Origin of the sequence: Paenibacillus sp. LS1 (genome assembly GCF_026013365.1) — a bacterium.
GTDB lineage: Bacteria > Bacillota > Bacilli > Paenibacillales > Paenibacillaceae > Paenibacillus.
In genome coordinates this window covers 553050-566684 of the sequence record NZ_JAPDOE010000001.1, presented here as the reverse complement: position 1 = coordinate 566684, position 13635 = coordinate 553050, and the positions used below count along the sequence as shown (strand labels likewise).

General features: G+C 43.2%; 12 protein-coding genes. 2 read left to right on the top strand and 10 right to left on the bottom strand.

Annotated features, from left to right (window positions below):
• Window positions 1-132 precede the first annotated feature (132 nt).
• From OM416_RS02305 to OM416_RS02290, 4 genes are all read right to left on the bottom strand, one after another.
• Window positions 133-2220 (bottom strand): beta-galactosidase, encoded by a 2088-nt coding sequence (locus OM416_RS02305; RefSeq protein ID WP_264926633.1) that lies wholly within the window; start codon window positions 2218-2220, stop codon window positions 133-135.
• 382 nt (window positions 2221-2602) lie between these two features.
• On the bottom strand, window positions 2603-3307 hold the full coding sequence (locus tag OM416_RS02300; RefSeq protein WP_264926632.1) for a hypothetical protein: 705 nt from the start codon (window positions 3305-3307) through the stop codon (window positions 2603-2605).
• Between the two features lie 125 nt (window positions 3308-3432).
• A complete protein-coding gene (locus tag OM416_RS02295) occupies window positions 3433-4785 on the bottom strand; it encodes a sensor histidine kinase (protein WP_264926630.1) in 1353 nt (450 codons plus the stop codon).
• 71 nt (window positions 4786-4856) lie between these two features.
• Window positions 4857-5564, bottom strand: coding sequence for a response regulator transcription factor (locus OM416_RS02290; RefSeq protein ID WP_264926628.1), 708 nt, complete (start codon window positions 5562-5564; stop codon window positions 4857-4859).
• A 157-nt stretch (window positions 5565-5721) separates the two neighbouring features.
• Between OM416_RS02290 and OM416_RS02285 the strand changes: the two genes are divergently transcribed.
• Entirely contained in the window at window positions 5722-5979 is a 258-nt protein-coding gene (locus tag OM416_RS02285; protein ID WP_024630063.1) for a GlsB/YeaQ/YmgE family stress response membrane protein, read from the top strand.
• A gap of 155 nt (window positions 5980-6134) precedes the next feature.
• Here the strand turns inward: OM416_RS02285 and OM416_RS02280 are convergent, their stop codons facing one another.
• Entirely contained in the window at window positions 6135-7022 is an 888-nt protein-coding gene (locus OM416_RS02280; RefSeq protein ID WP_264926614.1) for an RCC1 domain-containing protein, read from the bottom strand.
• Between the two features lie 344 nt (window positions 7023-7366).
• Here OM416_RS02280 and OM416_RS02275 point away from each other — a divergent pair, with 344 nt between their 5' ends.
• A complete protein-coding gene (locus tag OM416_RS02275) occupies window positions 7367-8923 on the top strand; it encodes a glycine betaine uptake BCCT transporter (protein ID WP_264926613.1) in 1557 nt (518 codons plus the stop codon).
• 225 nt (window positions 8924-9148) lie between these two features.
• On the opposite strand, the gene OM416_RS02270 is transcribed toward OM416_RS02275, so the two are convergent.
• The 5 genes from OM416_RS02270 to OM416_RS02250 form a co-directional block, all read right to left on the bottom strand.
• Entirely contained in the window at window positions 9149-11080 is a 1932-nt protein-coding gene (locus OM416_RS02270) for a fructose-1,6-bisphosphatase (RefSeq protein WP_264926611.1), read from the bottom strand.
• Window positions 11081-11450: 370 nt separating this feature from the next.
• Window positions 11451-11597, bottom strand: coding sequence for a hypothetical protein (locus tag OM416_RS02265; protein ID WP_264926609.1), 147 nt, complete (start codon window positions 11595-11597; stop codon window positions 11451-11453).
• Window positions 11598-11744: 147 nt separating this feature from the next.
• Entirely contained in the window at window positions 11745-12230 is a 486-nt protein-coding gene (locus OM416_RS02260; RefSeq protein WP_264926607.1) for a nitroreductase family protein, read from the bottom strand.
• A gap of 20 nt (window positions 12231-12250) precedes the next feature.
• The gene (locus tag OM416_RS02255) at window positions 12251-12835 is read right to left on the bottom strand and encodes a nitroreductase (RefSeq protein ID WP_264926605.1); all 585 of its coding nucleotides are present in this window, start codon (window positions 12833-12835) and stop codon (window positions 12251-12253) included.
• A complete protein-coding gene (locus tag OM416_RS02250; RefSeq protein ID WP_264926603.1) occupies window positions 12832-13329 on the bottom strand; it encodes a MarR family transcriptional regulator in 498 nt (165 codons plus the stop codon). Before OM416_RS02250 ends, OM416_RS02255 begins: the two co-directional genes overlap by 4 nt.
• Between the last annotated feature and the right edge of the window lie 306 nt (window positions 13330-13635).

Genomic DNA, 13635 nt, shown 5'->3' with positions numbered 1-13635 from the left:
ATTAGGAATTGTGGGAAAGAAACTCGGAATAACTTATTTTTCCAACGAGATTATGGACAAAATTAATGATTAGTATCCTCTGGTTAAAAAAACAAGACTCCTCATCAATGCAGGAGCCTTGTTTTGAAAAATTCATGAATGTTGTTTATAACTTTCAAACTCTCTGTAGAAATCGTTTCGCAATTCCGATATCGCAAGGTAACATTCCTTACCATCCAGTAGTCTTGCTGGTATTCTCCACACATCTCCGTAATAATAACTGTCAGCAACGAGTTCTTCATCTGCGTAAATTTGCGCAACATCACCATAATAATCAATATCTAAAAACCCTTCGGATCCTATAACGGAGATTTTTTGCCATTTGACTTTTCGCTCTCCGCCAATATGGAGTTGCTCTGTATGTTTCGGCTCAAAAGGAGGCTGTTCTATATCATCGTACGTAATAGTAGGTGCTGTATAAGAATGCTGAATGGACTTTTGATTAAATCTTACACCGTTCCAATACCAATATTGAAATTCACCTTCTTCCACAGAACGAATTTCGTCACCAGCTTTGTACAGGTCACATTCATCACCTACATAAAGCTCCCCATCCAGTCTGCGCAAATATCGTGCCTGATCCCAACTCAGTGTAACAATTGTGGTGCCATGGACCTGGAATGCAGATTCTAACCCCGCCTGAGCTGTTATATTATGTCCATCACTAAATTGATATTCTGGTGTAATTCCAGGAATTTGAGCAAAGAAGTAGGTATCTCCTTCTCTGCATAACGGTTGCACTGTGCCATAGTCGAGAACAATACCTGACAGCTCCATACGGAACGGCATGAAAAAGCTTACTTCTCCACATACATCAATCGACGGGAAGATGACACTACCTGTATCAATGACAACGTTTCGAATATCCTGAAGCTTAGAAAGCCTTTGATAATGGTTAACAAATACATATCCACTCTCACCATCTGTCCGCATCACATATCGCAAAGATGAAGTATCCTCTCTTGAAACTGAGTTCTCAGCTTCTACTCTGGTCATCAATGCAAGTGTCTCCTCAAAGTCCTGTACAAACAAGTGCAGAGTATTCAGTAGTCTGTACTGCTCTCGAACTTCTCCATACTCTGATAATGCACACTGAAAGTCATATGAAAGGATGGGATAATCATTTGGATAACCTGTTGATTTGGATTCCTGGAAAGTCGAAAGCTTGCCAATTTGATTGGTTCCACCATGGTACATGTAGTAGCCAATCAGATTGTTACCATCACCAATCTTTACAAGTGATATGCTATAGATATCCATACCTCTAATTATGGGTCTGCGGTGATGTGTGACTTGAATACCTCCACCCAATTCACAAGTTGCAAATGGATATCTTTCATACGGCAATCGCCATTGCTCATCATTTTCAATTTCTTGAGGAAGGAGATCAGTGCCTATGCCTGTGTCATTTCTCATACCAGTAAAGAAATAATGAGGAGATGGCGGAAGTTGATTTAGGTGATCGTCCCATGGAGCATCACAGTATCCTCCAAATACAGGAAACACCTCATCAACAGGAATGCGTGCACCCTCAACAGCATTCCATCCAGTTACCGTATATATTGGAGCAATCATGCCGCAATCCATAGCAATTTCTTTTAACGTGGCCAGATGCTCATCATCATTCGTTAACTCATTCTCCAACTGAACGGCAATGATGTTTCCTCCATCTTTGTAGAAAAGCCCTTGTACCTGATTCGAAATATTCTCATAAAAGGTACGTACTTTCTTAAGATATTCTGGATTATTTTCACGTAGCTTAAATGGTTTCTGGAGCAGCCAATCGGGTAGTCCGCCATTCCTGCATTCACCATGAGCCCATGGTCCAATTCGTATGACGGCTTCAAGCCCGGCCTTCTTACATTCCAATATAAATGCACGGAGATCATTGTCACCGGAGAAGTCGAATTGCCCTTCGCTCTCTTCATGATAGATCCAAAATACATAGCTAGATACAAGCGTAATCCCGCCTGCCTTCATTTTACAAAGTTCTTCATACCAGTCGCTTCTATTATATCTGGAATAATGAAATTCACCCATGACAGGAATAGTAGGTTTACCATTACGCGTTATATATAAACTTGTCACTTCAATTTTTTCGCCCTCAGGATTTTCCCCGCCAAGATTCAAATGATTATTCAAAATCTCAGGTTTCTGATATCGCTTAAATTTATACATCATAGTCTTCCTCTCTACGCTTATTTAGTTTCAACTTATTTCCGGATTCGTGTCAGCAGCTCTCTCTTGTCTTAACTGATATCATTGTAACTTAGCGGATGATTGGCATGATAGGATTATCACGACGAGAAAATAGCACAAAACGAACAATTGTAGGAAGAGAAATGTAAATAGATTCAAAAATTATAGATTTTGCGTCGAAAGATATGGATAAATGTGTCTATTAGTATCTATATTCCTCGTAATTCCTTTCATTTTGTATGGTTTAATATTCCAAATGTATGAAGATATTTCTGTTATGGAGTACGAGAAAATACCTGCCCTTCTCCGGGCAGGTATTAAAGGTAAATTGTATGAATGGATTACCAATATCGATCACTAAATGTTAGTCCAGAAGGCTGTAGATCTGAATGCTCTCCACCTTGGCATCCTTGATATGAAACGACATCACATCCACATAATTGGATGGCTCGTAACGGAAGTCATCCTCCTCATTAGGGGCTCCATCACCAAGCAGTTTCCCCTCAGGGTAGGCGTTTTTGAGTGTATCCAGGCTATCTCCTGCTTTAATGTTTCGCACTGTCGCATACTTGGGGTCTGTGATTTCAATATGAAAGATGGAGTCTTGTTTCCCCTCTGGTATACTGATTGTTTTAATCTCCAGACCAGGATACGTATAAACTTTTTCTGTAAAACCGATTAACGTATCCATGTTTGTTCCATCGTCGGCACTGTACGTATGAGATTTCAGGTTATCCGGTTTGCCCAGCATCTGTTCCATCTGCTCTTCATTTGCTGTATCCGAAATCGCAATGGTGTGCTCATTATAGACAAAAGCAAGCTCCTTTAGCACCACATTGCCTTCCTTTTCCATCGAACCTTCCTTAATCGCTTCAGTACCCTTTTCTTCCGAATTTTCTGAAGAAGGCGCAGTAGAATTGGTTGCTCCTTCACCTTTGCTTTGTTCATTCGCTGTGTTCTGTCCGGTTGCTGGAGATGTAGCATCACTGGACTGACAGGCAGTTAATGCCACCGTTAGTAAAGCACCTAGTACGATAAAACCTGCAGCTTTCTTTGTTAACTTCATCATGATCCCTCCATAAATGTGTGATTTGTTCTTATGAAGTGATTATAAATAAAACATTTGTTAGTCTCATAACAGAAATGTACCAATCTTGTAACGTTACCTATTCAGGCTTGGGTTTAGATGCAGGACTACGCACGGGGGAACACAATCGTAACGGTCGTTCCTTCCCCGATTATACTTTCCATGTCGATATATCCATTAAACCGCTCTACAATCTCTTTGCAAATGGAAAGTCCAAGACCTGAACCGTTCGCTGTGCTTGCATTTTTTGCGCGGTAAAAACGTTCCTGCACTCTCTCCAGCTCATCGCCCGCTATACCGATCCCTTGATCACGTATCCGTATAACTACCTCGCTTGGCGTATGTTCCAACTTCAATTCAATTAGCGATGGACTGCCTGAATATTTGATGGCATTATCCACAAGATTGGCGATCGCATGGGACATCAGCATTGGATTTACGTTGGCGTAAACTCTTGTCGTACCCTCATCATCCGGTTCTTCCTTCACTTGACTGACGCTGATCTCGATCCCTTTATCCTTGGCCTTCGCTTCCATATTCATTGCAACTTGCTGAACTAGTTCGTTCATTTCCGTCTTCCGGGCTTCCAGTTCGTTAGAACCAGCCTTGTCGAATCGGGATAGCAACAACAGTTCATTAATCAAGCGCGTCAGCCGATCTGATTCCTGCAGCAGATGAGCATAGATTTTTTGCAACTCCTTGTTCTCCGTCTCCCCTTCAACCAAGTATTGAGAGAAACCACGAATGGCTGCCAAGGGTGTTTTTAACTCGTGAGATACGTTGGAGACAAATTGTTTCTGGTACTGAATGTAATCATGAAGCTGCCGCCCCATGGAATCCAGCCCATCTGCCAGCATGCCCAGCTCATCTTTCCGGTTTAGATGAACTCTCCGAAACTCCTGTCTAGCGAAACTTTGCGCAGCGCCAAGCAACAGTTTAATCGGCTTGGTTGTGTTGCGAGCAATCCACAGACTGGATAACGTAATCAGTATAATAAATCCGCCTGCGCCGACAAACAGGATATAACGGATTTGATCCATAATTGCATAAAAGTAGGAAATGTCCTCCACGAACTCATACACATAAGCGTTTTCGTAGAATTGATCCTGAATAGGCGTCGCAAAATAAAGCAGATGATTTTCCGTGACGGTGTAGGCATAACTGCCGCTCAGTGCTTTCTCAATATTTTTGTCAAAAATAAGCGGTTTGCCATCATTTATGATGATGCCATCCACAGCCAGGCCCAGCAATTGCATGGAACTGTCATAAATCCGTACTTCCTTGCCTGAAGCTTTCAGCTTCTCCAGAGCAAGTCTGACAATTTCCTTCGTCTGGGGCTCTCCTGACGATGACCTGTGCTGTGCCAACACCTCACGGAAGGACAACTCCGACAGATCTGCCTTCTCCATCATCTGTTTCTCAATGGTAATGAAGCTGTAGTAATCGATAGCTTTATTCACCGCAAAAATGATGATGCCAAAGGACAGCACGGAGAAGAATAAATAATTCAGCAGTAACCGGGTTGCATACTTCAGGCCTCGCCACCTCCAAGTTGATAGCCAAATCCATAGATCGTTCTGACATACTTCGGTTCGTCCGCGTTATCCTCGAGCTTCTTCCGTAATCGCATGATGGTCATATCCACACTGCGACTGTCTCCCATAAAGTCATATCCCCATCCAATCTGCAATAGCTCATCCCGGGTAAAGATTTTGTCTGGCCTTTTCAGTAACGTTTCCAGAATTTTAAACTCTTTGGCCGTTAAAGACACGGGTACACCGTTTTTCAGCACCCTTCGGCTTTCCAGATCAAATGTCAGCTCTTCATGAATGATGCGTGTAGATTTCACTTCTGTTCCTTCACTTGATTCCTCCTTGCTCTCGTTTCTTCTCAGAATCACCTTGATCCGAGCGAGTAATTCACGATTGTCAAAGGGTTTGGTCATGTAATCTTCCGCGCCTAGCTCTAGTCCGAGCACCTTGTCGATTATCTCATTTTTGGCAGAAAGCATGATCACTGGAATGGCACGCTGTCCGGTAATCTCCTTGCACAAGTCATATCCGGAGCAGTCTGGCAGCATCAGATCAAGTACCACTATATCGGGTTGAAAAGAGTCGAGCAGCTGCATGCCCGTTTTGCCGTCCTCTGCGGTCTGTACATCGTAGTTTTCACGCCTTAGCACCAGCTCAATTAAATCTCGAATTGCGATTTCATCATCAATGACTAGGATTTTCTTCAACTGTACACCCCTATCTAGCCTTGTTTTCACCAGCTTCAATCAATTATTAACCCATCTTAGCACAGGCGCTTTAGATTCCTCCATCAACTGGAAGGTGAGGTATATTCCACTCAGCCCAACATAACTTGTAATAACCCCGAAGAAAGGAGAACAATCCATGGATCTGCTCTGGGTACTCATTGTTGGTGGACTTATTGGCTGGTTAAGCGGCAACTTGATTGGGCGGGACGTACCGGGCGGTGTACTTGGGAACATTATTGCGGGTTTTATCGGTTCCTGGTTAGGAACGGAATTGCTGGGACCAAGGGGGCCCGTGATTGGCGGATTTCATATTATTCCAGCCATCGTTGGCTCGATTATTGCCCTGCTCATCTTTTTTGCTCTGGCACGCGGCGGAGCCTTCCGAAGACGTTAACCAAGTGAGGAAGAAAGTTATTACTTCAGGCATTTAATAATGAAGATCTTTCATGCGTTTTTTCATGGGAGATCTCTCTGAGATACAAACGAATCTATACTATACTCAATCTGCAAAAGTAGGAAACCGGCTGATCTACTTTCAACTTCACCATTTTATTGTTGGATGCTACTCCATCCGCTTACATCACATTGTCCATAATCATTATCACCCACAGCAACCATCGTACCATCCGATTTCAGTCCAATCGTATGGGCACACCCCGCTGAAACAGCTCTAATTTCTTGCCAGCCATTTACATCGCATTGATGATGTTTATTCGAACCCACAGCAACCATTGTACCGTCAGACTTAAGACCAACCGTATGATAACTCCCCGCTGCAACTGCTACAATATCGCGCCAACCACTGACGTCGCATTCACCTTCATGATTTCTACCCACAGCCACTACCGTACCATCCGATCTAAGCCCAACAGTATGGAGATACCCCGCCGAAACAGCCAATATGTCGTCCCAGTCGTTTACGTTACATTGGTTATACTTATTGTTACCAACTGCTGTTACCGTTCCGTCTAATTTTAAACCGACTGTATGCCAGTCCCCCGTCGTGACCGATACAATATCGCGCCAGTTGCTCACGTTGCATTCCCCTTCATTATTTCGCCCCACCGCAACCACGGTACCATCTGATTTAACCCCAACCGTACGGCACCAACCTGCCGAAACTGTTACTATATCGCGCCATTCGCTTACATTACATTGGTCATGCTTATTCCAACCTATAGCTGTTACAGTACCATCAGCTTTAAGACCAACGGTATGGGCATTACCGGTGTTCGTAGCCAGATGAACATTACTAGCAACAACTGCGACGATATGACACCAATCGCTCACCTTACATTGACCGTATTTATTATCACCCACAGCTGTTACTGTTCCGTCAGATTTAAGAGCAACGGTATGACGACGACCTGCCGCTATGGTACAGTTACGGTACCGTTTCGTCTCGAACACCGCTTCCTTCAGTGAATTGTAGTCCATATCTTCCTCCTATTTTTATTCGACGTTGTATTTTACTACTCTTGCGATCTTGATCCCATCACATCAAACTTTGGTTCAGTTGAACGTACTATCATTGGATTATTATACGACTTCTGTTAAAAATCGCATCTACTCAAGAACAACGTCTCTTCAATCCAAAATCTCAGATTAGCAAGCGATGATAGGCAATATATTATTCGGGCAAGATCAAAACAAACCGCGGGTGTTTCATTACACGGCGGTTTGTTTTAATTTATCAACAGCTGGCTTTCCAAAATATTAGAAGTTGGAATAGCGCATAATAAGGAACAGTTGGATGAAGCTTACATAACGGAGGTCTCTTCATGGTATTTACAATCACAATTATCATCGTTGTACTGTTCGCAATATGGGGAGCGGTCGCTCCTGATCAGCTGGCGGATGTGGCTAACGTTGCCTACAACTTCTCTATTCAGAATTTTGGCTGGTTTTATTTGCTAGCGACACTTTTCTTCCTGATTTTCGCTTTCTATCTGGCGTTCAGCCGATTTGGGGGTATTCGACTCGGGGATGACGATGATGAACCAGAATATTCTACGGTTTCCTGGCTGTCCATGCTGTTTAGCGCTGGTATGGGCATTGGGCTGGTTTTCTGGGGAGTTGCTGAACCGCTGTCCCACTATTTATCTGCACCAGAAGGGGCGGTACCCGAAACATCGCAAGCAGCAAGACTTTCCATGCGTTATGCCTTTTTCCACTGGGGATTGCATCCTTGGGCTATCTATACCGTCATCGGATTAGCGCTTGCTTACTTCCAGTTCCGGAAAGGCTACAAAGGGCTGATCAGTTCCACCTTTATTCCTCTGATAGGTGAGCGCCTTGCTGCAAGGTGGATTGGTAAGTTCATTGATATTCTGGCGGTCATTTCCACCATCTTCGGTGTTGCGACCTCGCTTGGTTTGGGTGCACTTCAGATCGGTGGGGGTCTGAATTACTTATTCGGTATTCCTAACTCGACAATGTCCCAGGTTGTCATTATCACAATTGTAACCGTACTGTTTTTAATATCGGCAACCTCCGGTCTGGATAAAGGTATTAAGATTCTGAGCAATACCAACCTCGTTATAGCAGTGCTATTAATGTTGTTTGTATTGGTGACTGGACCGACTTCTTTTATATTTGACACATTCACGACAACCTTGGGCAGTTACATGCAAAATATTATTAATATGAGTTTGAGATTGACGCCGTTCTCAAGAGAAACCTGGATTGGAACATGGACGTTATTTTACTGGGCATGGTGGATCTCTTGGGCTCCTTTTGTCGGCACTTTTATCGCAAGGGTATCCAGAGGAAGAACTATCAAGGAATTTGTAATTTACGTCATGGTTATTCCAAGCCTTTTCGGATTTATCTGGTTCTCAGTCTTCGGCGGAACAGGACTTCACCTGGAATTGTTCAATGCCGCTCATTTGGCAGAGGCCGTCAAGGAAGATACGACAACCGCTTTATTCCTTATGCTGGAGCATCTGCCTTTGAGCACGATCGTAGCATTCATCGCTACACTCCTGATCATGATCTTCTTTATTACATCGGCTGATTCGGCTACCTTTGTGCTGGGCATGCTGACTTCAGATGGCAAGCTGGACCCGAGTACAAGAGTGAAATTAACTTGGGGAATCTTGCAGTCCGCCATCGCGGTAGTACTGCTGATTAGCGGGGGATTGAACGGCCTCCAGACGGCCTCCATTGTGGCCGCCCTGCCGTTCGCTGTTGTCCTTATCGGGATGTGTGTCTCCCTACTCAAGGCTCTGCAGGCTGAAGACAGAGAGCGCCGTCAGAAGGAAAAACGGCAGCGCCAAAAGCTGAAACGACTGCTGGAGGAACAAGAAATCTCGCTAAATGAAATTACCGGCAGGTAATGTATACTTGACCTCTATAGAAATGGTACCTGCCTTCAGGCAATCGGATTATGGTCTTGTCCATTCTGGCAATCGGTACAAGTTCTTGTCCTTAGTTTGGATAAGAACTTGTACCGATAAAATAAAAAAAAGCCGCTTAAATAGCGACTTCCTGGGAATACGTTCGTGTCCCTCGACACTCGAGGTCAACATTAATGATCCGGGTGTGTACTTTTAGCAATCGTTTTATTTCATGTAGCGATATTCGAGTAGATCCTTCAAATTTGAAATTTTCTGCAGCAGTTTCTCCCCGACATTGGTTTCCCTCACTAGCTTCCGCGCCAGTTCTTTGTCCACCAATCTTTTTAGAGATAACACGTCCGTTCCGTTACGTAATACATCTTCTTTTGAATTAAATTTCTGATGGGCGACGAGCTGCATGCCAAAGGAATTGTACAACAAGGTATATCCGGCAATGCCCGTTGTGGATTGATAGGCTTTGGAAAAACCGCCGTCAATTACGATCATTTTTCCGTTTGCTTTAACAGGGCTCTCTCCACGAATTTCTTTGACTGGTGTGTGGCCGTTAATGACATGTCCATGATCCGGATTCAAATCAAATTCCAGCAAGATTTTTCGACAGATCTCTTCATTTTCACGTAAATGGTAGTAAGGATTCTTTTTTTCCTTATGTGCTTCTTTATCTTGGATAAAATACCGTTCAAAAGTGGTCATTTCTCTCTTTCCAAAGAGCGATGAACATTCCCCTGTCCAGATGTACCATACCATATCCGTCGCCAGATCTTCTGTCTCTTCCGGATGCGCATAGGCGTAACGTAAATACTCTTCAAAGACATCAAGCAATTGACGGCCCGCATATGTCTTGTCTTCAATCTGCATTTCCTCCATATTTCCTTCTTCATCCAAAGGAATACAGCCGTGGATTAACAAATTCCCGTTATATTTCAAATAAAGGCTGCCCTTTTTCATGAGAAAGTTCATATGTCTAGCAAGCTTTTCAGAATGCTGAACGGAGAATAGCAGCTTTTCCATCACTTGGCGTTCTTCCTCCAGCAATTGTTCAGGCTTCTGCGGATTTACGGTTGCGAAGCAGGTGTTTTCCAGCAGGTACGTTTTCCCGCAGATGTTAATTTCATTTTTGTTGTAATCAATATGCTCTAGCAAAATTCTTTCCGACATATTAAAATATGGGCGTCTCTTGATAATCGGGATTTCAAGTTTAAATTGAATCATGGCAATGGCTTGGTGAATTTTGGTGATCTGCAGAATTTCCTGCTCTGACACGTTATGGCCAGCCTGTAGCTTAGGTCTGAAGGGCAGATTGTCTTCATAGTATTTCTCCGCCAAGTTTAGCAGTGGGCGTAGATTGATTCCGTAGACATCTTCAATGATGTCCAGATTATCATATCTGGCGCAGATTCGGATAATATTTGCAAGGCAGACCAGAGAACCCGCGTATGCACCGATCCAGAGGACATCATGGTTTCCCCACTGAATATCTACAGAGTGGTAGTTTATTAGCGTATCCATAATTTTATCGGGGTCCGGCCCCCGGTCATATATATCTCCAACCACATGAAGATGGTCAACGACCAGGTGCTGGGTCGTATAAGACAGGCCGATAATGAGCTTGTCCGCCTGGCCCAAGGATATAATTTGCCGATATATTTCCTCGTAATAAGGATCTTTATTGTTGGTCGAATCCGTCTTATATAGAAGCTCTTCTACAATATATACATACTGCTCTGGCAGAGCTTTACGCAATTTCGAGCGCGTATATTTGGAAGAGGCATAAGAAATAAGTTTCAGCATTTGCTCAATCGTTTGTCTGTACCACTGGTTTAAAGCCTGTTTATTGCTCAGTTCCCCTATAACCAACTGTATTTTTTCTTCTGGATAATAAACCAGCGCCGCAAAATCATTGATTTGTTGATCCGTCCAAGCGTCCCGGAATAATTCTTTGATTTTCTCTTTGACGGTACCTGAACCGTTCCGTAGTACATGCTGAAAAGCCTGGAACTCCCCATGCAAATCACTGACAAAATGCTCGGTTCCCTTCGGCAAATTGGAGATCGCTTCAAGGTTGATAATCTCTGTTATAATTTTTTCTTCTGTATCATATTTCTCGGCCAATAAATCTAAAAATTGCTCATCCATAACAGATGTCCCCCTTCAAGGAAAAAATAATATTATTTATATGGTGATTATTAGCATTGCCTTTCCCCATCATAAAAAAACTCCCGCTAAAAGCAACGAGAGTCAGAGAATAACGGTAACCATAAAAATTCAGTCCTAGCCAATTCATACCTAAGCTTGAAGGTTTTTACTGGTAGCATCATGTTCAACGTTTCATCTTCCTGCGTGAATTGCATCGTCATAAGTTCTATTTTAAGGTTGGATGGAAGCTCTGCCAAGTAATACAGAAAAAAACCTCAAGCCGGGTTAACCGAGCTGAGGTTCTTTTAACTACCCCCACTAATTGGGACTACTAGAATCGCACCTTCTTCAGTAAGGTCTCGCGTATGATTTATTTAATAACTTCAACCTTTTTATCCCCTGCGGACTTCGCTACTTCTAACGTTGTTGTACCTTGAATAGCGACTATTACGCCAGTAGCCAGCATAGAAACGATTAAAGCTGCACTGAGGGTTGTGGACATTTTCTTCTTGACCATGATCATACCTCCTATATTTATTATGTAATAAGCGGCTCAAGACGATGACGAGCCGAGTGGGTAATTCACCTAATGATTGTATTATAACGTACTGACAATGATTGTAAAAAAAATTTTCCTCTGGACTCTCATCCCATCATATCCACCCTAAAGAAGTTCAAAATGAAGTTGAGTCTCAGGTAACCCCGTATTCCCTTTCGACTGATTTGCAACGTATCCCAATTCTAGAACTGTAGCAATGCGCTCGTTACTGGCTACCCCAAACATTTCAGTACGGCTCGGGTCGTACATCCAGTCATGCAAGGTACTACGCACACCCAGTCTCTGTTCATGAGCCAGCAAGCGGAAATTTTGAATAAGGCAGCAGACAGCTGCAAAGTCCTCTTCCCGCTTATGTTGATCCGCCTCTTCCTTCACCAAGACCAGAAGATACGCAGGAGCCTTCTCCTGCAATCCCTGCATGATGTCCCCATACCGGTTATCAGCAAAGATAAATCGCCACGGCTCTCGGAGTCCATCATTTGGCGCCCATACAGCATGATTGAGCAATTCAAGGATTAAATCCTGCGATACCGGTCGCTCCAAAAACTCACTCGGAGCTTCCATGTCTCCTTCCAGATCTGACAATTTCATCTTAACATCATCCTCCTCTTCTATGTGGACTGCCCTCGCAATACAGTCCACTTCTGCTCGGCTGGCGTTCTTTTCCTACTTCTTGGCACTTTGTCGTAATATCCTATATGAAGAATACCAACAAATCTTTCATCCTCACGCAGTCCAATTCCTTTGAAAAACCCTTCATGCTGAATCATGGGCTCTGTATCCCATAACATGCCTAACCCATGTTCCCAACCCAGCAGTTGGAAGCTCTGCATCATCCCGCAGGCAGCTGCATAATTGCGATCATTGGTCAGACGATCCGGTCCTACAGTCGACATAACAATGACGTGGGCAGGAATATCGGTAAATCTCTTTTTAAAAACATCCAGAAGTTTCCCGGGGATAAGCTTGCCGAGCTTGCTCTGCGACATCTCTTCCAGCATGCAGTCCACCAACCGTTTGCGAGCTTCTGAAGTTCCGGCATATACCACTCGCCACGAGCCATCCTCAACAAATGGTTGAAGCCGATTAGCCTTACGCAGTAATTCAACAACTAACTCCTGGTCCACCGGCGTAGAGTTACATTTGCGAATGCTCCTGCGCGCCCTGATCAATTCCGTAAGACTCAAATGCTTCACTCTCCTTCGTTATTTCTGGATTCAATAGTTATACTGCTGTCTTGAAGAAATTGATGGATTACTTTTAGCTCTGTTTCCGAATATTTGTCGAGAGTACGATAGAAGCGTTCAGCCTCATGAACGTGCAGACGTTCATGCAGTTCAAAGATTTTTTTGCCTTGCGGTGACAACCGGAAATAGCTCTCCTTCTTGTTGTCATTCATTTTCGTGCGTTTGACGAATCCTTCCTCCAGCAGTTTGTTTCCTATTTTGGTGATACTTGCCTTGGACAAATTCATCGCCTCGGCAATACCCGTGTTGTTAATAGGCTCATGCTTGCCTATGCAATCTATCATATGAACTGCGGTCAAATGCTGAGGAATTTTCTCGATGCTTTCTCGCTGGGCGACACTTAGGAAATGCTCGATTTCTGTATCCTTGTGGTTCTCATACACATGTAAAAAACGGATAAATTGGTCATATAGCAACTGCTTTGATTGATCTTTTGAAATCATTCTTTGATCGCCCCTTGTTTTACTAATAAACAAAAATATCGCTTAAATAATAGGTTTTTTTTAAATAATCACTATTATATTATTTACTTGTGAACAATATATCATGAATGATAATGCTTATCAACTATAGTATCTGACATTACAACTTCACTCTACTTCTCTATGATTTACATTTATTAGCGACTTGAGATTTACACAGGAGTTTTCAATTACTTCTTACATTAGCTTTTTGATCCACAGCCAGATTGGATCCTCACCTTTTTTTGGCTTGGTTCCAAACCTCTAATGTCTGTATACTCCAATAAA

What these genes read in the sequence shown, in the direction of transcription:
- OM416_RS02265 (WP_264926609.1), bottom strand. Translation starts at nt 11,597, where the DNA reads ATGGTCAAGAAGAAAATGTCCACAACCCTCAGTGCAGCTTTAATCGTT.
- OM416_RS02270 (WP_264926611.1), bottom strand. Translation starts at nt 11,080, where the DNA reads ATGGATGAGCAATTTTTAGATTTATTGGCCGAGAAATATGATACAGAA.
- OM416_RS02285 (WP_024630063.1), top strand. Translation starts at nt 5,722, where the DNA reads ATGGATCTGCTCTGGGTACTCATTGTTGGTGGACTTATTGGCTGGTTA.
- OM416_RS02305 (WP_264926633.1), bottom strand. Translation starts at nt 2,220, where the DNA reads ATGATGTATAAATTTAAGCGATATCAGAAACCTGAGATTTTGAATAAT.
- OM416_RS02260 (WP_264926607.1), bottom strand. Translation starts at nt 12,230, where the DNA reads ATGAAATTGTCAGATCTGGAAGGAGACATGGAAGCTCCGAGTGAGTTT.
- OM416_RS02300 (WP_264926632.1), bottom strand. Translation starts at nt 3,307, where the DNA reads ATGATGAAGTTAACAAAGAAAGCTGCAGGTTTTATCGTACTAGGTGCT.
- OM416_RS02280 (WP_264926614.1), bottom strand. Translation starts at nt 7,022, where the DNA reads ATGGACTACAATTCACTGAAGGAAGCGGTGTTCGAGACGAAACGGTAC.
- OM416_RS02250 (WP_264926603.1), bottom strand. Translation starts at nt 13,329, where the DNA reads ATGATTTCAAAAGATCAATCAAAGCAGTTGCTATATGACCAATTTATC.
- OM416_RS02275 (WP_264926613.1), top strand. Translation starts at nt 7,367, where the DNA reads ATGGTATTTACAATCACAATTATCATCGTTGTACTGTTCGCAATATGG.